This is a genomic window from Psychrobacter piscatorii, assembly GCF_043641605.1.
GTDB lineage: Bacteria > Pseudomonadota > Gammaproteobacteria > Pseudomonadales > Moraxellaceae > Psychrobacter > Psychrobacter piscatorii_C.
Genome location: NZ_JBHZRK010000005.1, coordinates 71,943 through 97,479 on the forward strand (window position 1 = coordinate 71,943; position 25,537 = coordinate 97,479).

Consider the following 25,537-nt stretch of genomic DNA (forward strand, 5'->3'; position numbering starts at 1 on the left):
GGTAGGTATGACCGCTCTAAAAAGTATTTTTCAAAAACCAGTAAACCGCCCGATCGAGGGTGTTATCAAAGCTGATGATGAGGCTAGCCTGCGTTTAGAGTTAGAAGAATATGTGCTAACTGATGAGGTTGAAGATCGTCTAATCTCTTTTTTTGACGCTTATAATGATTATCAGATTGCTAATGGTGTTTGGCTATCTGGATTCTTCGGCTCTGGTAAGTCACACTTGCTAAAAATGTTGGCATTATTACTTGAGAATAGACAAATTGACAATGCGTCAGCGCTTGAGCTGTTTTTACCTAAATGTGATGACAATCAATTATTGAGTACTGGCCTTCAAAAGGCAGTGTCAATCCCTTCAAAAAGCATACTGTTCAATATTGATCAAAAAGCAGACGTTATCAGTAAAACAGAGGTTGATGCTTTATTGTCAGTTTTTGTTAAAGTCTTCGATGAGATGTGTGGGTACTACGGTAAACAAGGCTATATCGCTCAGTTTGAGCGTGATCTTGATAGTCGCGGTCTCTATGATAGCTTTAAAGAAGTTTATCAAACCATAGCAAATAAACCATGGACAACAGGGCGAGAGCAGTCATTATTTGAATCAAAAAGTATAGCCCAAGCTTATAGTCAAATTACACAAACAGACGAATCTTCAGTAACAGGGATTTTGGATAAATATCGTAGTGACTACCATGTCTCGATTGAGGATTTTGCAGCACAAGTTGATGACTATATTGAACGCCAAATCAAAGAAAATGGGTATGATGAGTTTAGGCTGAATTTCTTTGTCGATGAGGTAGGTCAATATATTGCCGAAAACGTCAAGCTCATGACTAACTTGCAAACTATCGCTGAAAGCTTGGCAACTAAGTCTCGGGGTCGATCTTGGATTATCGTGACGGCTCAAGAAGATATGGGTACTGTCGTCGGTGAGATGGGCAAACAACAAAGTAATGACTTCTCAAAAATCCAAGCACGTTTTGCCAACCGCATGAAGCTTACCAGTGCAAACGTAGCAGAGGTCATTCAAAAGCGTCTTTTGGTCAAAACTGATGAAGGCGCTCAGCTGCTATCTAATGTTTATGCCAATCAGTCAAATAACTTTAAAACCTTATTCGACTTTGCTGATGGCTCACAAACGTATCAAAACTTTCAGAATGAAGCGCATTTCATAAACAGCTATCCTTTCATTCCTTATCAGTTTAGCTTATTTCAGTCGGCCATCGCTGATCTGTCATCACACAATGCTTTTGAAGGTAAGCATAGCTCAGTGGGTGAGCGTTCTATGTTAGGTGTGTTTCAGCAGGTAGCGATCAAAGTAAGTGATCATGACATAGGTCAGCTAGCAACTTTTGATCTGATGTTTGAGGGTATTCGTACCGCCTTGAAGTCCAATATACAGCGTGCAGTTATCAATGCAGAAACACATCTAGATAATAAATTTGCAGTGCAAGTATTAAAAGCATTGTTTTTGGTCAAATATGTCGATGGCTTCAAAGCAACCATCCGTAATATCTGTGTTTTGATGCTCAGCAGTTTTGATGAAGATGTCACTGTATTGCGCCAGCGCGTAGAAGAGGCGCTCAATCTATTAGAAGATCAGACTTACGTGCAGCGTACAGGGGAGGTATATGAATATCTCACTGATGAAGAAAAAGATATTGAACAAGAAATCAAGAATACAGAAGTGGAAGCCGCGGATGTTGCTAATGAGCTTGAAAGTATAATTTTTGATCAAATTATAAAAACTCGAAAAATTCGCTACAGTACAGGCGGGTCAGGCAGTCAGGGGCAGGATTATGCTTTTTCAAGGAAGCTTGATGATAAGTTATATGGCCGTGAATATGAAATTGGTATCAATATTATCAGTCCGTTTTATGAACACGCTGAAAATGATGAGATGATGTCTAATAAATCAAATTTCTCTAGTGATGAGTTATTTGTGGTGTTGCCAGCTGATTCACGCTTAATGAGTGACATAACGATGTACAAGCGTACAGAGAAATATGTCAAACAACAATACTCTATTGCGCAGCAAGAAACCGTAAAACGTATCTTAAGCGAGAAAAGACAACAGAATACCAAACGTGAAGTCGAGCTGCTACAGCGAGTAAAAAGCCTGATAGGTCAAGCTAAGCTATTGGTAGCAGGTATAGAGATTGAGGTTAGTACAGAAGAGGCACAACAGCGCATTGAAAAAGGGTTTCATGAACTTGTCTCCCGAGCGTACCCTAATTTGCGTATGCTGCGTGATATGGCGTATACAGAAAATGACGTTGTCAATATCCTTGATACCTCACAACAAGACCTGCTAGGTGACGATGCTTTGGCACTAGCTGAGCCAGAGCGAGAGGTATTGGCTTTTATTCAAAGAAATACCAAGTCAGCCATACGCACTACTGTAAAAGGTTTGTTGACTCAGTTTGAAGCGAAGCCTTATGGATGGTCGTATGCAGCAGTGCTAGCGACATTAGCTAAGCTATGTGCAAATGGCAAGGTCGAAGTACGTATGGATGGCAATGTATTAGAGGATAGCGAGCTTGCTCGCGCTCTAGTCAATAGTAAGCAACAAAGCAATTTAGTATTAGAACCACAAGTTGAATTTACCGCGTCACAAGTTCGTCAATTAAAAGAGTTTTATGAAGACTTTTTTGCTAAGCCTCCTAGTCATACTGAAGCCAAAGCGTTAGGCAATGAGACGATTGATACGTTTAAAGCAATGCTTACAGATCTTGAAAGCTGGTTGGCTGATTCAAAAACCTATCCTTTTTTAGCCACTTTAGAACCTGCTATCGGGCGTATCAAAACGATAGTAAAAGAGCCTTATACATGGTACTTAACTGAGCTAGATCCAGATACTGAAGATGAGTTTTTGGATTTAAAAGAGCAGGTACTAGATCCAATCCATAGGTTTATGAATAGCCCACAAAAAGGCATCTACGATGAGGCTAAAAACTTCCTAGAAAAGCAGTCAGCGAACTTTGATTATATCGAAAGAGAACAGGTGAGGGTGCTTGAGGCCAGTCTAAACGATACCTCTATATATAAAGGCAGTAAAATCCAACAAGTAAAAGTGCTATCAGGTAGCTTGAAAGACAAGATCGATGCTGCCCTACAGCAAGCTCGTAGCCAGTCGATTGAAGCGCTTAAGCAAATGCAGTCGCGTATGCAAGAGATGGATGAGTACAAAAAACTGCCAGATATCAGACAGGCAGAACTTGACGCCCCTTATGCACAACTGATTGATAATGTGAATGAGCAAGTGCTGATTGCCGTTATTAATGATAGATTGCAGTATTTCAAAGATAAAGGCTATTCAAATTTATTGCAAAAAATGGTAGTAATGGCAACGCCTAAGCCACCGCCAGTACCTACACAGGTAAGCACTGACAATGGTAATAATAGTGATAAAGATCAATCACAGGTGTCTGCGCTATCTGAGCCTAAACAGGTGAGTGAACCTAAAAATGAGTATATCAACTCAAATAAAATAAATGTACCTTACGATCGAGCTTGGCTAGAGAACGAGACCGATGTAGAGCGTTATCTAGAAGCGATGAGTGAGGCAATGCTCAGCGAAATACGTAAAGGTAAAAGGATCTATATCTGATGGAAACGACTAAAATCAAAAAATTTGCTCAGACAGCACGTGTCACTTTGATCGAACAAGTAGCAACCAAGCTTAACTTTGTACTGGGGGAGGAGAGCCTAGCCAGACGTGAGAACCCTATTGCGGTCAAAAAGCTAGAGGATCTTATCCGTCAGCAGTCCGAGCAGGAAGTCGTCGAGCGTATCGCTTATATTTGGTTCAATCGATTCTGCGCACTGCGCTTCATGGATATGAATCGTTATAACAGAAGGCTGGTGGTGTCAGCTGCTACAGGCGATACTCAGCCTGAAGTACTGGCGCTAGCCAAATCAGGTGATCTTGATGATAAGGTCGTACCAGAAGAAAGCCGTGAGCAGATACTTAATCTACTAAACGGTAAAGCGCCCAGCCGCAATCCAGAAGCGGAAGTGTATCGTCTACTCCTTGTGGCCTACTGTAATCAATGGCATGAGTCTATGCCATTCTTATTTCAGCGCATTGATGATTATACAGAACTGCTCATGCCTGATGATCTACTATCAAGCAGCTCAGTACTGGCTGATATGCGTGAAGCAATGCCAGCGGATACCTGCGAAGATGTTGAGGTCATCGGCTGGTTATATCAGTTTTATATCTCAGATAAAAAAGATGATGTCTTTGCTGGACTTAAAAAAAATAAAAAGGTCACACCAGAGAATATCCCAGCCGCGACCCAGCTATTCACGCCACACTGGATCGTACGCTATTTGGTAGAAAACTCGCTTGGTCGTTTATGGCTATTGAATCATCCTGAGTCTAAGCTGGCTGACCATATGGAGTACTACATAAAGCCTTCTGAAGACAATGATGATACAGATTATCTAAAAGTAGCGAGTCCAAAAGATCTAAAAATATGTGATCCAGCATGTGGCTCAGGCCATATGCTGACTTATGCTTTTGATTTGCTATATGCCATTTATGAAGAGCAAGGCTACGATGCGGTTGAGATACCCACGCTTATTCTCACTCATAACTTGTACGGTATTGAGATTGATGAGCGAGCAGGTGAGCTAGCAGCGTTTGCATTGACTATGAAGGCAAGAGCTCGCCACCGTCGCTTCTTTAGTACAGGTATCCGTCCAAATATCTGTGTGCTTGAGCCAATCAGTTTTGATGATGATGAGCTAGATGAGTACATGAACTTTATCGGTCGTGATTTATTTACGACTGACTTAGAGAAGACGCTGCGTCAGTTTGATGAGGTCGATAATTTTGGCTCTTTGATCCGACCAACGTTGACAGACGTTGCTGAAGTTTTGGAACGGTTACATGCTGCTGATGTATCAGGGCAATTATTCTTAGGTCAGACGCATCAAAAGGTACTTCGGCTGTTAAAACAGGCTGATTATTTAAGTCCTCAGTATCATGTTGTAGTAGCTAATCCGCCTTATATGGGTAGTGGGGGAATGAATACTAAATTAGATGTTTGGGCCAAGAAAAAATATCCTAATAGTAAAGCTGATCTATTTGCTATGTTCATGGAACGAAGTTTTGATTTAGTAGTCGATCAAGGGTTGGTTGCTATGATAACTATGCATAGCTGGATGTTTCTTTCAACATATGAAAAGCTTAGAAATTCTATATTGAATAAAAATACTGTATTAACAATGGCTCATTTAGGTTCTAGAGCATTTGATAGTATTGGTGGAGAAGTAGTGGCTACCACAGCTTTTATTCTTGCAAACACAAATAATCTAGACTATAAAAGTGTTTACTTGAGGCTTACCAGTGGAAAATCAGAGTTTGAAAAAGAAAAAGCTATTTTTGATGCGATTTCCGCTCCTGAATGTAGTTATAAGCATTTAGTATCTGCAAGAGATTTAATGACCATACCTACCTACCCGATTGCTTATTGGGCTTCAGAAGCAATGCTACGTTTGTTTTCGCAAGGCAAACCTATAACTGATTTTGTCAATTCTCGCGATGGATTGACTACAGGAAATAATGAGACCTTTATAAGATATTATTGGGAAGTTTCTTTTAATAAAGTAAATTTTTCGGCTGCGACACCAACTGAGTTTTGGGAGAAGAAAAAGCGGTTTGCGCCTTTAATTAAAGGAGGGTCATTCAGAAAGTGGTATGGAAATTTAATAAATATTATTACTTATGATAAGCGTTCATTTAACGTGTTGTCTGATTCAGGAAACAAACTACCATCCCGTGATTTCTATTTTCGTGAAAATATAAATTGGACTAGGATTTCATCTCCATCGGGTTCTTTTAGATACACACCACATGGATGTGTGTTTGAAAGTGCAAGTTTATGTGCTTATTCTCAGGACAAAAACAACTTATCTTTTGCTCTTTCAGTGGCAAATAGTAGTATTGCTATACCTCAATTAGATCTTGTCAATCCAACAACAAACCTTTTATCTGGCTATTTTGATATGTTAAAGTTGCCAGAAAGTGCAATCGAGCACTTTAACTATATAAACTCCAATACTAAAAAACTAATAGAGATAGCAAGAACAGACTGGAATGCTTACGAAATCTCATGGGATTTTACTACCTTACCATTGCTCAACAAACAATACCGCAAGCCAGCACTTAAAGATACTTATATCGAGCTACGCGCGCATTGGCAGCAAATGACCAATAACATGCAGCGCTTAGAAGAAGAGAATAATCGTATTTTTATTGACGCTTATGGTTTACAAGACGAGCTGACCCCAGAAGTTCCACTAAAAGAAATCACTCTAACCTGTAATCCGTATTATCGCTATGGTGGTGATAAGACAGATGATGAGTTAGAGGCACTTCTGCTAGCCGATACCATGCGTGAGCTGGTCTCGTATGCCGTTGGCTGTATGTTTGGTCGCTATAGCTTAGATAAGCCTGGGCTAATACTTGCCAATCAAGGCGACACAATCGGTCAGTATCTTGAGAAAATACCTGAGCCAAGCTTTACTCCTGATAAAAATAACGTGATCCCTATCTTAGATGATGGCTGGTTCAGCGATGATATCGTTGAGCGCTTCCGGAAATTTATCAAGGTAGCATTTGGTGAAGCGCAGTACGAGAGTAACATGCAATTCATCGAGCTGGCGCTTGGTAAAAACGGCAAGCCCCGTGACATTCGTGATTACTTCTTAAAAGACTTTTATAACGATCACGTAAAGCGTTATAAAAAACGGCCTATATATTGGCTGTTCTCAAGCGGTAACTTTAATGCCCTTATTTACATGCATCGCTATCAGCCTGACACAGTAAGCGTTGTGCTTAACGACTACTTGCGTGAGTTCCGTACCAAGCTCAATGCCTATAAAGACCAGCTTAGTGCGATCAAAATTAGTGGCAGTCAAAGCCAAAGTGAAAAAACGAAAGCACAAAAGAAGCTAGATATCACTGCTAAAATGATCACAGAGATGGAAGAGTATGAACGCGACGCACTTTATCCGTTAGCGACCCAGCAAGTAGAGATTGATCTAGATGATGGCGTCAAGGTCAACTACCCTAAATTTGGTAACGCATTGAAAAAAGTGACGGGGCTTAGTTCATGAATGATCGTATTATAAACTCATTACAAAGGCTGTTCGAGCGTCATCGAATTGTCTTTTGGTACGACAACAAGCAAGAGCTGCGCGATGACTTTGACGGTCTAACGCTAGAAGGTATAGAAAAAATAGTACTGAACAATAATGAGTTTGGTGTTAAATATAAGATATTACGTGAGCAGCCCAATCAAAAGTTTTTACTTTATCGTGCTGGCGCTCAACCTGCACAGTTGGATAATTGGCTATTGGATGTACAACTGGCACACGGTGAGTTCCGTACGGATCAGACCGCTATTTGGTTGTCAGAGCTGTCCTTAGGAATCGAGTTTGCAGAGGTGCTAAAAGACCATAAGGAGTTTTTTCAGGCCAAGAGCCGTAAAGAGGCTTTGAGTAAGCTGATAGCCCCTAATGATAGCTCGGGTACGATGCAGCTTAAAATGCTAGCAGTATGTGCTAAAAGCGAGCCTAAAATGGACTCTATTGTTGAGAGTCTATTGCAGGATTTGGCTCATGAGAAAGATGATAAGATTAAACTGATAAGTCGATGCGGTCTTGATGAGTTTTTTTGGGAACAGATGAGTCGCTACTATGGTTATAAGTCTGTTCAACCAAGTATTCTTGATTTTGCCATTGAGTTATTTAAGTCCAGCTATGCCATGGCAACTGGTGGTCAGGTCAAACTAACTAGTGATGCGCTTGTATTTTTGAAGCGTTGGAAAGACAGTAAACCCCATCAAGCTAGCTTTGAGACACTATCAGATCGTTTTGCCGATTACCTTGATATAGAAAATGATCTAAACAATCGCGACTTTAAGCAGTTAATCGAAACTGATTACTTTAGATCAATCGACGAAAAAATAATCAGTGCCTTAGCTCGTGCGGTATTAGAGAGTGACTTTACGGCTGAGCAAATTGCTGTATGGGTTCGACAACGTCGCCAGAGTCACTGGTATTCTGAATTTCAACATACTTATCAGGCACTTGATAACGCTGCACGGTTCATATCTATCTTCAACCACGTTGAGATCGATATGAATAGCTTAGATCAAGGCATAGAGCGCTATACCCAGTCTTGGTATAAGCTTGACCAACTCTACCGTAAGTTTATCTACCACAAGCTTACGTCTGGAAAAGTGTCACTTCTAAAAGATCTGAATGATAAGGTAGAAAATTTATATTCTAATGTCTACTTACTAGGGTTAGGGAATCGCTTTCAAGAGTTTGTTGAGTCAGCACCACAATGGAATACGTCAGTCGCAGTGAGACAAGATGATTTTTTTAAGCATTGGGTTAAACCATACTTAGAGAACAATAATAAAATATACGTCATTATTTCAGATGCAATGAGATATGAGATAGCAGATGAGCTGGTCAGCTTGATTCGTCAAGAAGATCGCTACAATGCCGATCTAGAACCTATGCTATCCATGTTGCCAAGCTATACCCAACTTGGAATGGCAGCCTTGCTACCTAATGAGACCTTATCCATTGCAGATAAGGAGAAGGATAAAGGCATGGTTCTTGTTAATGAGCAAAGCTCTCAAGGCACGCCCAATAGAAGCAAAATTCTCAAAGCAGCATTACAAGATCGAGGTGAGGCCATTACAGCAGATGATTTTATGCAGCTTGATAGAGAGGGGAGTCGAGAGCTGTTAAAAGCCAATGATGTTATTTATATTTATCATAATCGAATAGATCATACTGGCGATAAAATGCTCTCTGAGGGAGAGGCCTTTGAAGCTGCCGAAAAAACATTGCATGACCTGATTAAAGTGATTAAGAAACTAGCCAATGCTAATGCTAATAATATATTAATCACAGCTGATCATGGATTTATTTACCAAAACCGTAAGATAGATCAGAGCGATTTTTCAGGTGCTGAAGTAAAAGGCAAAGAAATCTTATATAAAGATCGCAGATTTATACTGGGTAAAGGGTTAGAGGAGTCATCAGGGTTACACAAATTCAGCTCTGAAATGCTTGGTTTGGACGGTCAAGTAGAAGTGCAAATTCCTAAGTCTATTAACCGTTTGAGACTTAGTGGCTCAGGAAGCCGTTTTGTACATGGTGGCGCATCATTGCAAGAGGTGGTTGTCCCTGTAATTAGCATCAATAAAAGTAGACAGAGCGATACCACAGCGGTTGAAGTGGATATCTTACGCGGCGCGAACTCTTTAATTACTACAGAAGAGCTTAATGTCAGTATGTACCAGAGCTCACCTGTAACAGAAAAAACGCTACCTCGCGTACTAAGAGTAGGTATTTATACTGAGGCAGGAGAGCTTATCTCAGACAGTTATGAGATGACTTTTGATCTACGTTCAGAAAACCCTCGGGAAAGAGAGCAGCAAGTCAGTTTGATACTTACCCGTAAAATTGATGAAGTCAATGGGCAAGAAGTCATTTTAAAGCTAGAAGAAAGAGTCGGAAGCACTTCGCACTATAAAGAATACAAAACGCTTAGATACACAGTAAGGCGTTCATTCACTAGCGATTTCGATTTTTAGAGTGGATTCAGAAAGCCATCATGAGACTGGTTATTGAACGCTGTGTAAGTTAAAGACGAATAACATCGATTACGCTTAAAATCTTAAATCCTTTTATTGAGCAATAGGGCCGAGCTACAGTGCGACATTTAGTGTCGCACTGTAGCTCAGCCCTATTGTTTTTTGTACAAACAAACGTTTATACTCTTTTGGAGTAAATATAAATAAAACTTAATAGCTTTTATAGAGGTTTTAGATTAAAAAAAACGTCATTAGCTTTGTAAGTAGAAATTACTTACAAGATTATCTTGCGTATTTTTAAGAATTTTAATAATCACTTTAGGAAATAAGAAATGCCTTTACCATTTATATTAGTAGGTGCAGCTGTAGCACTAGCTGGAGTTGGCACAAAAAAAGGATACGATGGTTATCAAGATAAAGCAGAAGCAAACAATATTCTTGAAGTTGCTAAAAAGCAGTACGAAAAAGCAGCAAGTGATTTAGAGTTCGATGATAAGGGTGTACAGGATAAGTTAGAGGAGTTAGGAACATTACAGTTAGACATCGGTAAAGACTTCAATGAGTTTCAAGTAATCGCTGAAGAATTATTAGGTAAACTGAATGATGCTAGCAAGGCAGATATAAAGGTAGATGTTCCGAAGTACCAACGAAAACGTATTGAAAGATTGTCAATGGATTCTATTGTCTACGCTAGTAAAGTAGTTGGTGGTAGTGCAGCTGCGGGATATGCAGTGTACGGAGGTGTGCTGGGTTTAGCAGCAGCATCAACGGGTGCACCAATTTCTGCGCTTTCAGGAGTGGCAGCCTATAATGCGACAATGGCTGCTATAGGTGGCGGCTCTTTGGCTGCAGGTGGTTTAGGAATGGCAGGTGGAGCAGCGATCTTGGGCGGTATAGTAGCAGCACCAGCGCTTGCAATTGCAGGGTGGGCATTTGCATCGCATGCTGAAGAGGCATTGTCAAAAGCGAAAGAAACAAGAGAAGAGGTAAGACAGTTTGTTAAAGAAACTGATATATCTCGTGGTTATTTGAGAGATACACGCCAGTATATTAGTAGAATTATATTAGGATTGAACGGAATTCGTAAGGTTTTCAATAATTATTTGAAATACTTAAAAGCTGTTGAAGCAGAAATGGGCCAAGGTAATTTTGATATCTTAGAGAAAGAAAAAGATATTATTTTGAAGGTAAAAAACGGCTATGTCGTAGCCGCGATTCTTACAGATATTATCACTACTCCTTTATTTAAGGTTGAAGAGAATAATGGTGTGCCTGTTGTTGGTAAAGATGGAATACCTAAGTTCGAAACTAATGATGAAGGCTCTAAAATATTAAATAAAAATAATATGACAAAGGTAATAGGAGAATCCAATCGTAGCGTTGAGCAATTTAAAAACTAGAAATTTATGATATAAAGTTATTTGTCTGACTGCTTTTTAACGGTTTAATCTGAAAGTATTTAAATATGTAGATTTAAAAACGTAGTATTAATCAAAAAAATTTGAACAATTAATTCTGGAGACAAGATATGCCTTTACCGTTTATTTTAGTAGGTGCAGCTGTAGCATTAGCTGGCGTTGGTACGAAAAAAGGATACGATGGTTATCAAGATAAAGCAGAAGCAAACAATATTCTAGAGAAGGCTAAAAGAGATTACGATATAGCAGCAAGGGACTTAGAAATCGACGATAAAAAAGTCCAACAGAGTTTAGAAGAATTAGGTGAACTACAGTTAGATATAGGTAAGGATTTTAACGAATTTCAAACTATTGCTGAAGAACTGCTAGGCAAATTAAATGATGCTAGTAAGACAGATATAAAGGTAAATGTTCCAAAGTATCAACGCAAACGTATAGAAAGGTTATCAATGGGTTCTGTCGCCTATGCTAGTAAACTAGCGGGTGGTGCATTAGGAGGTACAGCTGCGGCGTATGCAGTTTATGGGGGTGTAATGGCTCTAGCTGCTGCATCGACAGGTACGCCTATTGCTGCACTTTCAGGTGTTGCAGCTTATAATGCAACAATGGCGGCCATAGGTGGTGGTTCTTTAGCTGCAGGCGGTTTAGGAATGGCAGGTGGAGCAGCGATTTTAGGAGGTGTTGTTGCAGCTCCAGTACTTGCGATTGCAGGTTGGGCATTCGCATCTCATGCTGAAGAAGCTTTATCAAAAGCACAAAAAACTAAAGATGAAGTTCGGGATTTCCAAAGGCAGGCTCAAATATCTCGTGATTACTTACAAGATACATGTCAGTACGTTAGCAAAATAACTTTATGTCTAAATCGTATACGTACTATATTTAATGGTTACTTAGAAGATTTGAAAATTGTTGAGATGGCAATGCGTAGGGGTCATGGCGATATCTTAGATCAAGAAGATAATATTGTTAGAATGGTAGAAAATGGTTATGCTGTCGCTGCAATTCTTACGGATATCATTACTACTCCTTTATTTAAGGTAAAAGAAAATGATGGTGTGCCTGTTGTTAATGAAGATGGAATACCTGTATTTGAAACCAATGAAAGTGGGTCTAAAATATTGAATAAAACTGAGATAAGAAAAGTTATAGAAGTATCAAAACGTAATGCTGAGCAATTCAGGGATTAAAGTTTTGATAAATTATTAGAACTGAATTAGTTGATGTTCAAATTTAAAAGAGTAGAGGTGCTTCAAGTTATGCTGTTCCTTTACTCTTTTTTTTGTGTGTTAATTATGGCTTTATATCTATAAGACTTAGTATTAATAAAATTGAGGAAGCTATTATGCAAAAAATGTCTAACACAGAATATGATTGGTTAGGTGAAGTAGGTAAAACGGTTACACATAGTTTAGTAACAACTTTTGGCTTAGATTTTCTATTACTAGAAGATAAGAAAGGCGGTGATGTTAATACTATCCATAATGTTCGCAATGGTGTTTGGGCCACAGATGCTGAAAAAGAAAAATATGAAAATATTGAAAAGTACGACTCAGATTCTTATCATAAAGATAGAAACTATATAGCAAAAGGTAGAGAGGATAAAACTACCCAACAGGCTGGAGAGTTAGAAGATAAATACAGAAGCACTAGTATGGGAGTTCATGAGAAACGACAGTTAGACCATGTTGTTTCATCGCATGAGATACACTATGATGCTGGTAGAGTTTTGGCAGATATTGATGGTATAAATCTAGCAAATAAAGATACGAATTTCGCTTCTACTATTGCATATATTAATAATAAAAAAAGTAATAAACCTATACAAGAGTTTGTTGATGAGCTACCTGAGATGATTATCTCAAAAAAAGAATCTGTATCCAATAATGAAAAAAAGATTGAGAGTATGCCTGAAAGTACTCCTGAGCAACGCCATAAAAAGCAAGTGGTTGCGGATAAAATCCGTAAAGAAAAGAAGCATATTGAAGAGTTGGAGTCTGTCGATACTGTCGCTATGCTCAAAGCAGATGAACAAGCTAGACAAAGTTATAATAAAGAAGTAGCGAAAGCTTACTATAGTAGCAGTAAGTTCTTCAAAGGTACGGTTACTGCTGCCGCGAATAAAGGAGTTGCAATGGGTGCTAGACAAGCTATAGGTCTAGTATTGGCAGAGATTTGGTTTGAGCTCAAAGAAGCCTTACCAACTGTTTATCGAAATCATAAGGACATATTTGTTTTTGACGCTTTTTGGGAAGATGTTAAAAACACCTTATCTGCTGTCTTAGAGAGAGTAAAGCTGCGTTTCAACGATGTCTTGAGTACTTTTAAGGATAGCTTTATCGGTGGTGTCCTAGCCAGTATTTCTACAACGCTATTGAACATAGTGTTTACAAGTGGAAAACTAGTAGGGAAATTGATTCGAGAGTCTTGGAACAACTTAGTTCAAGCAATGAAGCTGGTATTTTTTAATCCCCAGAAACTCGCTTTTGGTGATTTAATGCGAGAAGTTACTCGTATTATTTTAGCTAGCGTTTCAACGATCATTGGTGTTGCTATCAATCAACATCTAGTAACAGTTGTGACCATTCCTTTCGGCACTGAGATAGCAGCATTCTTGAGTGCTTTATTTATAGGTCTTTTTACTGTAGGTACGGGATACTTTTTAGACCATAGTCCAATGATGAAGAAGCTTTGGGATTTCTTGAATTCAATGAAGGATAAGTACGAAGCTACTCTCGATTTTATGAAAGAAGCAAATGCAGAAATAAATCGTTACGCAACAGAGCTAGCTAGAATAGAGTTTAACCTAGATGTGAATGAGTTACAGTTATTAACTGACAATTTGAGCCTAGCTACGAGCGAGTCCGATAGAAGTATTATCTTAAAAAATGAGGTTGAAAAACGTAATATAGAATTACCATTTGAAATGGGTAACTCGGAGAGTACTAAGTCATGGCTACAAGCAAAATTCAACTCGAAGAAATAACGCCTTTTCCTTGTAACTCGTGTGGTAAATGCTGTCGCCGTGTTAACTTAAGCGAGTTAACGATTTACTTAGATCGCGGCGATGGTGTCTGTCGAAATTTTAATGAAGTAAATAACCTGTGTAATATCTATAGTGAAAGGCCCTTAATTTGTAGAGTCGAGGACTACTATAGAACGTATTTAACTGATCAAATAAGTTGGGATGATTTTGTCAAAATAAATATGGATATTTGCGCAGACCTTTAAATGTATTACTAACTAAGCCTTTTGCGAGTGGTAGTTAAACGTTTTTTAGTTAATAATGTATTATTCAATAATTTTAAGTATCTGAGGTGATTCTTGATATGAGCTATTGATTATTATTTTTCAATAGCTCTAATACCTTATCCTCTCCAAGCTGATCAATCAATGCTTGCAGCTGGGCAGTAGAGTCAGCTTGTAATTGAGCATCTGCTCTAAACTCCGCCGTGTCATTACCTTCCCTGAGCGCATCTAAGTAGTTTGCCCATTTCTGCATCATATCGCTACGATCGTCGATGTACTCAAACCGACCGTAAGCGGTTCCATTAGGGTCTTTAGTAGTATGACCTAAAGCCATCTCAACAAGTACAAGAGAGTACTTTAGCTGCTCTTGCAGGATAGTCTTCGCAGTGGCTCTAAAGCCATGTGCGCAATGAACGTCTTTATAGCCCAAATCCTTTAACCGCTTATTCGCTGTCGCATCAGAGATGATCTGATGCTTTTTTGCCGTCTGGCTAAAAAATACGTATTCAGTATGACCATTAATTTTTTGTTGTTCACTCAATATAGCTACGGCTTGACGAGGTAGGGGAACTACCATGTCTTTGACCATGTTTACTTTGCCTTGACCTTTGAGCGGCTTTAATTGCCACCTGCTAGCCTCTAGGTCTAAATCAGCCCAGCGCATACGTCTTAGGTCACCGTTACGCACGAATAGTAATGCTAATAGCCTAAGGGAGTTAATGGTGTTTGGATCACCTTCTATAGTCTCAATATCACGCAGTAGCTTAGCCAAATCTTTAGGCTTAGTGATGGCAGGACGATGACCATAACTTGACTTAGCCAACTGGCTCTTAATAAGCGCCGCAGGATTGCTACTACAGAAGCCGCGAGCACCCGCATAAACAAATACATCACTAGCGATACCCGCGCAGCGCTCAGCCTTGTCTGTGGGCTTGCCAGCTTTGTTTAATGACTTAGCTTGGATGTCTAAAAGCACCTCAAGCATTCTAGGTGAGTCGATCTCACTGATAGGCTGATCACCTATATATGAACATATAAGTTCTAAGCGACCTTTCTTACGGATTAACGTATTGCCTTTTTGAGTCTGGTCTAAGCTATCAAAATATTCCCAAGCAAAATGATTAAATGAGTTTTTAGTTTTACTAATAATACTATTCTTTAATTCTTCACGGTGGTTTTTAGGATCAATATTACGACTTAGTAGCTCTTCATAGTCACGCCAAATCTCACAGGCACGAGCGAATGAGACGTTTGGATATACGCCAAGCGATATACGTTTATTTTTTGAGTGAGTAGGAGACAGGTACCGATAAACCCAAGACTTAGTGCCGTTAGGTCTGACCATGAGATACAACATGGGATAGTTTTTGACAGAGACTAGATATTCTTTGTCACTAGCTTTATAGCTGCTAATACTTCGATCAGAGCTAATAGGTTTACGTGCTTCCATGACTGATACCCCAATGTACATTTAAAAACCAGTGTACATGATAGTGTACATCAGATGCATGGATTGGGATAGATAGAGCAGGACAGTATAGAACGCCAGATACAACAAAGCCCCTGATATCAGGGGCTTTAGCTGTTCTATAAGATAGTATAGGACTATGTAATGGTACCCGGAGCCGGACTTGAACCGGCACGCTATTGCTAGCGAGGGATTTTAAATCCCTTGTGTCTACCAATTTCACCACCCGGGCAAAACTTGTGTTATCTAACATGTAAACTAGCTGATAGGCCATCTAGTTACTAGATAAGTGGTCGCTATTATAATCGGTTGAGATAATAATGCAAGCCAAAATTAACGTAAAGTTGATAAATAATTGGAGGCTGGAGTCGGAATCGAACCGGCGTTAACGGAGTTGCAGTCCGCTGCATGACCACTCTGCCATCCAGCCAATCAAGGTGGACTATATTAGCAAAAATATGCCAAATTACAAGTCATTTTTCATGCAAACGAAGGTTATTTTTGATTAATATATATTTACCCTTTATTTTCAATTGGTTGGGTTGCTCAATATTCAATGATAATTAGATGATGAAAGGTTAAAGGAGTGTTAAATATCAAATGTTAAACTGATGAGCGCTCTCTTTATCATTATCTTTGGTCTTTTTGGTATTGTTTGTATCTGTGGGTGATCAGACCTGCGAGTAGTAAGTGACTCGGTTGTTACGCAAAAATCCTGCTAACCCAAGGCCATAGCGTTCAGCGACACGTACTGCGGTACTGGTCGGCGCTGACATGCCAACGAGCCAAGGTATGCGACTACGAATAGATTTTTGTACCAATTCAATCGATAGGCGTGAAGTCATTAGTACGCAATCAACCTCTACCTTTTGTCGCAGTTGCCAACCGATCAATTTGTCGAGCGCATTGTGGCGTCCCACGTCCTCAAATAAGTATAGCTGATCATTGTATATCGTTGCTGCTGCATGCACAGCTCCTGTTAGTTGATGTGTGTGCTGTGCAGCATCTACTTGCTGACGTAATGCCAATAGATAGTCAAGGCTTGGTGCAGTCGCCTTAGAGCCATGTATGTTTGCTTGTGAGTAGTGGCTCAAGTCGGGCAATGCCTGTGTCAGGCCAGTAATACCGCACATACCGCAGCCTGTACGCCCTGCTAGTTGCCGCTTCTGAGCTTGGATACGTTGATGGCAACGCTGGCTTAAGACCAGCTCTACGACATAGATATCGTAATCTTGAAGTTGTTGTAAGCTTTGCTCAAATGATGATGGTTCGAAATTCTCGTCTCTTGAAGCCTGAGCAAAATTTTGGTAGTTATCAATATCCGTAAGATGAGTCACTTCCCAGTCGAGTAACTCGTGACTGTGCTGAATCAAGCCCTCGCTAAATAAGAAGCCAACGGCCAAGTACTCTAGTTGGTAAGGGCTGGCCATCAGTACCGCATAATGAATCCCATTGATGATAATTGACACCGCTGCTTCTATGGCTAAACTAGTGGCCTGAGATTCGATATTAGCTTGAGCAGTATGGTCCTCACTATTAGGTCCGTCATTATCTAATGAGTAATAATGCTTATGCGCTAAGTGGTTACGAGCAAGCAGCATCTCAGATGCTGCAGTATCTTCAGATAAATCTGTCGTAACCACATTATTTTTGTTTATCATATCGGTGGTGCTAGGTAACTCACTTTGCTCAACGCTATCTTCAGTTATTATAGTCATTTATGCAGGCTCAGCTATTCGAGCGCCTGCATTGACGCGCTCCAAAATAACGGTCGTCGACTTGTAAGCTGGAATATGAGAGTCTGGCGCATGTGTGTTCAAATCAAACAGGTCATTGCATTCAGGATAGTAAGCGGCAACGGCGTTAGAGGCAATGTCCATCTCTGTTAGTATTAATGGACCCAATACTCGTGGTTCAGCTGAACTGTCTTTGGCACGCTGGCGAGTCACCATAACGCTGTCACCTTTTTGCCAACCTAGGCGGCTGATTTCATCTGGATGCATAAATAGCACATCGCGGCGATTAGTCTGGCGATAGCGGTCTTTAAACCCAAATATCATGGTATTGAACTGGTCATGACTACGGACGCTGGTCAATTGCCAAACCTTTTGCGTTACGTTTTGCGTTGTATTCTCGTCATCAATGCCCTGCGCATCTTCCATTTGGGCTGCAACGTACGTAATGGGGTACTGCGGTACTTCAAACTGCGCTTTGCCGCTCTCAGTATTCCATACGCGGTGACGCGCCGCATGATACAAATGAAAACCGCGTTCCGAATTGCGAATGCGCTGATTAAAGTCTTCAAATCCATTAATAGCTTGAGCGATATAGTCTCGAATAAGGTCAAAATCTTCACTCATCGCAAGCCAAGGAATAGACGAGTCAGCACCGAGCACATGAACCGCCATATCTGCCACAATTTGTGCTTCAGATTTTAAAGTGTCGCTCACGGGTTTTAGCTTGCCTTGAGTCGGAACGATTTGACACATTGAGTCTTCGATCGTGGCAAACTGCTCACCTTTTGTCGTTACTATGCGCTCAGTACGACCTAGACAAGGTAAAATAATGTTGTTTGCCCCAGGATATAGCATCGTCTCATTAAGCTTAGTACCGACAAATATGTTGAGTTGAGTGGTGGTTAATGCTTGTTCTATAGCGCTCGTATCAGGGGCTGCTACAGCGTAATTGCCGCCCATACCCATAAAGACCTTTAATTGACCCGCGATAAGCGCTTTGGCACCTGTAACGACGTCATAGCCATGCTCTTGCGGCATAGGGCGCTCAAAGACACGCTCAAGACTGTCCAGTAAGCTTTTGCTAGGACGCTCATGAATACCCATAGTACGATCGCCCTGAACGTTAGAGTGACCGCGAACAGGAGAGGCACCTGCACCATCAATACCGATCATACCCATCAGTAGTAGCAGATTGGTAATCATCGCGACATTGTCATCGCCTTGCACGTGCTGAGTGATGCCCATGCCCCAAGTACAAATCGTCGCTGAACTGTCAGCAACTAGCTTAGCGAGATTGACAATATCTGTTTGAGAGATACCGCATCCAAGCGTGATATCTTCCCAAGCCTGCTCTGTTAGCCATTGTTTTAGCGGTTCAAAACCTGAAGTATGAGTGGTGATAAAATCGTGGTTGATTCTATCGTTTGCAATCAGCCATTTGGCAATGCCCGTCAATAGCGCGGCATCCCCACCGATTTGAATTTGAATGACATCATCAACCATGTCATCGCTTTGACCGGCTGCCATATGCGTTGGTTTTTGCGGATTTCTAAATTTACTCAAGCCTTGTTCACGCATCGGATTGATTGAAATGATTCGGCACCCTTCCTCATGCGAGTGTGCAAGCATCTCTAGCATCCGTGGATGATTGGTAGCTGGGTTTTGCCCAAACATTAATATCAGCTTGGCTTGCTCAAAGTCTTCTAGCATGACCGTTGCTTTACCAATACCTAGTTGCTTACTGAGCATGACCGATGTGGGCTCATGACACATATTCGAGCAATCTGGCAAATTATTGGTGCCAAAACAGCGTACAAACAACTGATATAGAAAGGCTGGCTCGTTGGTCACGCGCCCTGATGTATAAAATAGTGCTTCATCGGGTGAATCAAGTTGTCCTAGCTGCTCAGCGATTAAGCTATAAGCGGTTTCCCAAGGAATAGGGACGTAGCGATCTTGCGCGGCATCGTAATACATTGGCTCTGATAAACGACCACTATGCTCAAGCTCGTAACCAGACCATCCTTGTAGCTCGGTCACGGTATGCTTCGCAAAAAACTCGGCATCTGCTTTATGAGTCATGGTTTCACTAGCAATGACTTTTATACCGTTTTCACAGACATCGATGGATTTGTGCGATTTATGGTCGGGCCATGCACAACCTGGGCAGTCAAATCCGCCCTGAGGTTGGTTACTTTTGAAGACACTTAGGCCGCCCCGTAGAAACGTCTGATAGTCCATCAGCTTTTGAGTCGAGGAGATCAGCGCAGGCCAACCAGCGGCAGGGTGGGAGTAGATAGGAATTTTGCGCATGACAGACCTCATAGATAGATGACAATAGCGGAGCATTGATAGACAACAACTATATAATGGTCAACAGAAACTTCATATCATCATTAACTATAGATAACAAAAAACCTTCAAGAAAAATCAATTTTCTTGAAGGTTTTAGGAGCAGCTAAAACAGTTATATCTGCTACGTAAAATTCATAAGTTGAAAAATATTAGCTTAAAATTAAACTGTCGTCTTCGACCTTTTCGCCGCGTGTTTGCTCGAACATATCTAACAAATCATGTACGGTCATGCCTTTACGAATATCTCCAGACACATCCAAGACCACTTGTCCTTGGTGTAGCATCACGGTGCGCGTACCATGTGCCAATGCTTGTTGCATAGAGTGGGTCACCATCATGGTGGTGAGCTTATTGTCTGTGACAATTTTATCTGTCAATTCTAAGACAAAGGCGGCGGTTTTTGGATCGAGGGCGGCAGTATGCTCATCGAGCAACAAAATCTTAGAGGGCTGCAATGATGCCATCAGAAGGCTGACGGCTTGACGTTGACCACCAGAGAGTAGACCCATACGGTCTGTCAGGCGATTTTCTAATCCCAGTTTTAACACAGACAGTTTTTCACGGAACAAGTCACGGTTGTTTTGGTTAAGTGCAAACTTCAAACCGCGCTTGCCGCCACGTTTATAGGCCAATGCCATGTTTTCTTCGATCGTTAGCGCTTCACAAGTACCTGCCATTGGGTCCTGAAAAACACGTGCAACCCAGTGCGCGCGTTGGTGGGCGGATTTTTTGGTAACATCAATGCCATTTAGCAAGATTGAGCCACTATCGACGCGCGTTGTACCGCTTACTGCGTTCAAAAAAGTCGATTTACCTGCACCATTGGTACCAATAACGGTGACAAATTCACCATCAGCGATATTCAAACTGATACCACGTAGGGCAGGGTTTTCGATAGGTGTGCCTGGATTAAAGGTCAACTGTAAATCGGTGGCTTGCATCATAATCGTTATTCCTTATTATCTCTTCGGGCAAAGCAAGTGCTGTTGACACTTGCTTAAACTGTCATTAGGCGCGAACTTTGCGTGATAAAAACTTCGTTTTCGCTTTTGGTAAGACCAAAGCCAGTACCACGAGTAACGCGGTAATTAAGTTCAAATCTTGCGGACCAAAGCCGATACTACGTAGCGTATCGCTCGATAGTGCGACCTGAATAAACAGCTTGTACAATACTGCACCGACCACAACAGCAAAAGTAATGAGCCAAATACGCTTGGCAGGAATGATGGTCTCACCAATGATGACCGCTGCTAGACCAATGACAATTGTGCCGATACCGATAGAAATATCAGCGCCACCTTGGGTCTGGACAAATAACGCACCTGCTAAGGCAATCAAACCGTTAGAGATCGCCATACCGATGATGGTCATCCATGAGGTATTAATACCTTGCGCTTGTGCCATTCTCAAGTTTGAGCCCGTAGCACGCATTGATAAACCGGTTTCGGTACTGTAAAACCAGTTTAAAAATAGCATGGCAATCGCCACGACGACCCCGATAATCAGACAGCGCATCCAATAGCCATTGCCATTAGTCACTAAAGCACTAAATACCGTCGTTTCACCAAGTAATGGTAGGTTTGGGGCGCCCATAATACGCAGGTTGACAGAATATAGGGCAACCATCACCAAGATACTGGCAAGCAACTGTAAGATGCCAAGTTTGACGTGCAGCCATGCAGTAACGATACCGGCGACTGAGCCTGCTAGCATACCAAAAGCACAGGCGAGCCACGGATTGACACCCGCAACGATAGAGATGCCAGCGACCGCGCCGCCCAGCGGAAAGCTACCATCAGCCGTCAAGTCAGGAAAGTCGAGCGTACGAAATGAGATCAGCACACCGAGTGCGACGAGGCCATAGATCAGACCACTTTCAAGCGCACCAAAAAAAGCAATTAAAGACATAAGAGATCAGTAAGTCATAACCCAGTGTCTAGCGTATGATATCAAGATAGGTGAGAGGCGATTGCCAAAACCTTCTAAATGCTAAACAGCTAAGCGGTGAATTTAACAGATTAAGCAATCTGCGGTTAGGGTAAACCAAAACAGGTCACGATTAACAACGATCATAAGTTACCTTGGTTTAAAGCTATAGTTCGAGCCATGGCAATATTTAATGCAGCAAAAATGTATTTTACTTAACAAGTAGCAGATAAGCCACAAGCTAAAGACAGCAATATATGAAACAAACTATTTAAACAGGTTCTACTGAAACAAGAAGCCCAGCTTACTGACTCATAGCTGGGTTTCTTGTCAAACATTTAGCATCACAGCGCAAGATGGCGATCAATCACTGATTGGTATGGCTATCTTGCTTACGGCTACTATTTTAAGCCAAATAAAAAGGTGCGTTATTCTACCACTTCTTTTGCTTTATCGATAACCGCTTGTGGCAAAGTGATGCCTTCTTCTTGAGCATGTTTTGGGCTGACATATAGGTTAAGCGCTTGTGGGGTATAAACAGGGATAGCGCCTGCTTTTTCACCATTTAAGATACGAACAACGATTTTGCCCGTTTCACGGCCAAGCTCGTAGTAGTCTACGCCTAATGCTGCAACCGCACCGCGCTCAACTGAGCTCGTGTCTGATGCGATAAGAGGAATCTTACTTTCTTTAGCAATTTGATAGAGTGACTCGTAAGCGGATACCACGTTGTTATCAGTCGATGTATAGATCATGTCGACTTTGCCTTCAAGACTACGGGCTGCCATCGCAATGTCATTACTACGCTGTGCTGGTGCTTCTAATACGTTGATGCCGAGCGGTGTCAATTTCTCTTTTAGATTTTGTAAGATAATCGTTGAGTTGACTTCACCTGGGCTATAGACATAACCGACATTCTTTAACGATGGAATGATTTGACGCATCAAGTCGATTTGTGGCTCGTACGGTAGCGCATCTGATGCGCCTGTAACATTGGTGCCAGAACCATCTAGCTTAGGTACCAGTTTGGCTGCTACCGGATCGGTAACCGCAGAGAATACCAGTGGAATGCTGCTAGTAGAAGCGGCAACAGACTGCGCAGATGGTGTTGCGATAGCGACGATAACATCTGGCGCATCAGCGACGAATTGCTTAGCAATCTGTCCGGCAGTAGCCGTATTGCCCTGTGCGCTTTGGAAGTTGACGGTTAGGTTTTCACCGTCTTTGAATCCTGCTTCGTTTAATTCGTCGATCACGCCTTTGCGCACATCATCAAGTGCTGGATGTTCAACGATAGCAGTGATAGCAACAGTTTTCATTTCGGTGGCTGTATCGCCAGTAGCCGCAGTATCAGTCGTGCTGGTATCTTGGGCTGATTGATTACAACCCGTTAAGATAGCAGTGCATACACCGCCTAGTAGTAACGCTTTGCCAAAATTAAAACGATTTTGATACAACATGGTTCTGACTCCTAAAAGTAATAATGTGTCCGTACATTATTAATAGATGGGTAAAAGGGTAAAGCGAGCCACTTATGATGGCTACAGGTTATTTTTCAGTATTACTATTCAGCACTATTTATTTTATTCGTGCTACTTGTTATCAGTGCTTTGCGCTTGCTTATCAACATTGATGCCATTTTTTAGCAACTCTGCTGGTAAACTAACACCTTGCGTTTTGGCGTGCTTAGGGCTGATATATAAGGTTAGATCGTTCATGACGGCAGGTTCAATGGTATTGATCGCCTCGCCATTTAATACGCGATATACCATCTTGCCAGTGGTACGACCAAAGTCATAATCATTAACGCCAAGAGCAGCAGTCGCGCCGCGCTTCACACTGAACTCATCAGACGCAACAATAGGTAATTTTAATTCATTCGCGGCTTGGGTCATGGCTTCAAATGCAGAGGCAACATTATTGTCAAATGAGGTATAGATGATATCTGCGCGCCCTTGCAAGCTACGCGTTGCCATACCGATATCGGTTGGACGGTTGGCAGGAATGTCTAACAATGTTAGACCTCGTGCTGGCAGGGCTTGTTTTAGACTATCACGCAATGACACTGAGTTTGCTTCGCCTGGGCTGTAAACGTAGCCAATCGTTTTCATATCAGGTTTTATTTGCTGCAATAAGTCTAACTGCGGCTCTAGAGGTAGCTGACTAGACAATCCCGTCAAATTGCTTTGAAAAGGCTTGCCATCTTCGGTAATGAGCTTGGCACCTAGTGGATCTGATACAGCCGTATAAATGATAGGAATAGTAGTGGTCGCAGCGACAATCGACTGAGCCGATGGCGTCGAGATGGCAACGATGGCGTCTGGATTGTCTCCTGCAAACTGCTTAGCAATCTGTCCTGCTGTCGCGGTATTGCCCTGTGCACTTTGGAAGTTGACCGTTAGGTTTTGGCCTTCGACATAACCATTGTCTGCCAGCTCATCAATAATACCGCGGCGCATATCATCCAATGATGGATGCTCAACGATTTGGGTAATCGCAATAGATTTGGCAGGTTTTTCTGCATCTGCAGCAGCACTATTTTCAGTAGTGGCTACTGTGTCAGTAGAGGAGTTCGAGCAGCCTATCAGGCCAAGTGTGCTAATGGCACTAAGAGCAACGCCATATAGGCTTAAGCGTAGAGTAGAAGCAATAGTCATTATTAGGATAACTCGTAGGTTATATCAATCATAAAAACCAAGTGAGGACTGCCAGATTGATCAAGCCTACTAATAGCAATGCTCAAATGATCTGTTTGGTTCTCTTTGGTTTCAAAAAAGATATTGGAGAATGCAGATTAGCCGAGTCAATGCTATGTTGATGCCAAAATAGCAGGCTAACCATTAAATAAAGTAATCGTTCCATCGATTATTATGTTCATATTATGACAGTAATGTAAGTTATCGCAATAAAAAATTAAAGCGCATTCGTCATAGGCGTACTGAGTAAGACTATTAGGCATTGTCGTAACCATTATCATAAGCGTGGTTTTGAGCATTTAACCATAAGAATTAGTCTCTTAAGGCATTGTCTTAGCCAATAAACTGATAGTCAAAAAGCGTACAAGCTAGCAACGCATCTATTACGCACCCACTTCATAATTAACGTAAGCTAATAATTATACAAAAGTTTTTTATATAAGAAGTAGAGTACGTCCAAAATCCATATCATTATAAATCCATATCATTATTATGTTGACGTGTTGAATATACAACGCACTCAAATATCTCATTCGCATATTTTAAGGATAACATTATGAATACGGCTAATTTGAAGTCATTAACCATCGCTGGAATTACGGCAAGCTCATTGATTTGCCTGCCTGCTATGGCAAAAGACAATCATGGTAATGGGCACGGTCATGGAAATGGCAAAGGTAACTCTGCTCACATTAGTAAAGATTACAACCATAACAGTTATCAAAGTAATGGTAATGCCCACCCTAATATTAATGCGTATCGCAATGCCAGCCCTAACGCCTCATTCAAGCGTGATCTTGATAAATACGGTTATAGAGTAGTCGGCAAGATTGACAGAAGGGACTATGATCGTTCTGTTATTTTAGACCGTTATGATGACCGTTACGAGCGTATCCGTACGCCAGACAATAACATTGTGACAGTGATTAATAATACGTTAGAAATTATTGATGTTTTGAGTAGATAACAATAACAGCGAACTTTAATTTTTTAAGTCAGCCATAAAAAAACGGTCTATTTAGACCGTTTTTTTTCGTTCTTTCTTTAATGATTACTTACA

Annotated in this window: 15 protein-coding genes and 2 tRNA genes; 8 read left to right on the forward strand and 9 right to left on the reverse strand. The window is 41.1% G+C overall.

Annotation, left to right across the window (positions count from 1 at the left end; all coding sequences use genetic code 11):
• Positions 1-7 precede the first annotated feature (7 nt).
• From brxC to ACHUET_RS06415, 7 genes are all read left to right on the forward strand, one after another.
• Complete coding sequence (brxC, locus tag ACHUET_RS06385) at positions 8-3,613, forward strand: BREX system P-loop protein BrxC (RefSeq protein WP_394211554.1); 3,606 nt, start codon at positions 8-10, stop codon at positions 3,611-3,613.
• Entirely contained in the window at positions 3,613-7,131 is a 3,519-nt protein-coding gene (gene pglX / locus ACHUET_RS06390) for a BREX-1 system adenine-specific DNA-methyltransferase PglX (RefSeq protein ID WP_394211556.1), read from the forward strand. Before brxC ends, pglX begins: the two co-directional genes overlap by 1 nt.
• A complete protein-coding gene (pglZ, locus tag ACHUET_RS06395) occupies positions 7,128-9,632 on the forward strand; it encodes a BREX-1 system phosphatase PglZ type A (RefSeq protein WP_394211557.1) in 2,505 nt (834 codons plus the stop codon). Before pglX ends, pglZ begins: the two co-directional genes overlap by 4 nt.
• Before the next feature lie 332 nt (positions 9,633-9,964).
• Positions 9,965-11,032: a chemotaxis protein gene (locus tag ACHUET_RS06400; protein WP_394211558.1), complete on the forward strand. Its 1,068-nt coding sequence runs from the start codon at positions 9,965-9,967 to the stop codon at positions 11,030-11,032.
• Positions 11,033-11,160: 128 nt separating this feature from the next.
• Positions 11,161-12,237, forward strand: a complete 1,077-nt coding sequence (locus ACHUET_RS06405) for a chemotaxis protein (RefSeq protein WP_394211560.1) — start codon at positions 11,161-11,163, stop codon at positions 12,235-12,237.
• Between the two features lie 155 nt (positions 12,238-12,392).
• Positions 12,393-14,033, forward strand: coding sequence for a phage tail family protein (locus ACHUET_RS06410; protein WP_394211562.1), 1,641 nt, complete (start codon positions 12,393-12,395; stop codon positions 14,031-14,033).
• A complete protein-coding gene (locus ACHUET_RS06415; protein WP_394211563.1) occupies positions 14,000-14,278 on the forward strand; it encodes a YkgJ family cysteine cluster protein in 279 nt (92 codons plus the stop codon). Before ACHUET_RS06410 ends, ACHUET_RS06415 begins: the two co-directional genes overlap by 34 nt.
• A 103-nt stretch (positions 14,279-14,381) precedes the next feature.
• Here the strand turns inward: ACHUET_RS06415 and ACHUET_RS06420 are convergent, their stop codons facing one another.
• The 9 genes from ACHUET_RS06420 to ACHUET_RS06460 all read right to left on the reverse strand — a co-directional run bounded on the left by ACHUET_RS06420 (position 14,382) and on the right by ACHUET_RS06460 (position 24,438).
• The gene (locus ACHUET_RS06420; protein WP_394211564.1) at positions 14,382-15,746 is read right to left on the reverse strand and encodes a tyrosine-type recombinase/integrase; all 1,365 of its coding nucleotides are present in this window, start codon (positions 15,744-15,746) and stop codon (positions 14,382-14,384) included.
• A 163-nt stretch (positions 15,747-15,909) separates the two neighbouring features.
• Positions 15,910-15,996 (reverse strand) — tRNA-Leu (locus tag ACHUET_RS06425).
• Between the two features lie 124 nt (positions 15,997-16,120).
• Positions 16,121-16,194: transfer RNA gene (locus ACHUET_RS06430), tRNA-Cys, on the reverse strand.
• 241 nt (positions 16,195-16,435) lie between these two features.
• Complete coding sequence (locus tag ACHUET_RS06435) at positions 16,436-17,425, reverse strand: formate dehydrogenase accessory sulfurtransferase FdhD (RefSeq protein ID WP_394211723.1); 990 nt, start codon at positions 17,423-17,425, stop codon at positions 16,436-16,438.
• Positions 17,426-17,482: 57 nt separating this feature from the next.
• Entirely contained in the window at positions 17,483-19,813 is a 2,331-nt protein-coding gene (locus ACHUET_RS06440; RefSeq protein ID WP_394211566.1) for an FdhF/YdeP family oxidoreductase, read from the reverse strand.
• Positions 19,814-20,004: 191 nt separating this feature from the next.
• Positions 20,005-20,799 (reverse strand): ABC transporter ATP-binding protein, encoded by a 795-nt coding sequence (locus tag ACHUET_RS06445; protein ID WP_058024151.1) that lies wholly within the window; start codon positions 20,797-20,799, stop codon positions 20,005-20,007.
• Between the two features lie 64 nt (positions 20,800-20,863).
• Positions 20,864-21,763 (reverse strand): ABC transporter permease, encoded by a 900-nt coding sequence (locus ACHUET_RS06450; protein WP_201602717.1) that lies wholly within the window; start codon positions 21,761-21,763, stop codon positions 20,864-20,866.
• A 446-nt stretch (positions 21,764-22,209) separates the two neighbouring features.
• The gene (locus tag ACHUET_RS06455) at positions 22,210-23,241 is read right to left on the reverse strand and encodes an ABC transporter substrate-binding protein (RefSeq protein WP_102091257.1); all 1,032 of its coding nucleotides are present in this window, start codon (positions 23,239-23,241) and stop codon (positions 22,210-22,212) included.
• Between the two features lie 132 nt (positions 23,242-23,373).
• The gene (locus tag ACHUET_RS06460; protein WP_394211569.1) at positions 23,374-24,438 is read right to left on the reverse strand and encodes an ABC transporter substrate-binding protein; all 1,065 of its coding nucleotides are present in this window, start codon (positions 24,436-24,438) and stop codon (positions 23,374-23,376) included.
• A gap of 595 nt (positions 24,439-25,033) precedes the next feature.
• Here ACHUET_RS06460 and ACHUET_RS06465 point away from each other — a divergent pair.
• Positions 25,034-25,444: a hypothetical protein gene (locus ACHUET_RS06465; RefSeq protein WP_394211571.1), complete on the forward strand. Its 411-nt coding sequence runs from the start codon at positions 25,034-25,036 to the stop codon at positions 25,442-25,444.
• The last annotated feature ends 93 nt before the right edge of the window (positions 25,445-25,537 follow it).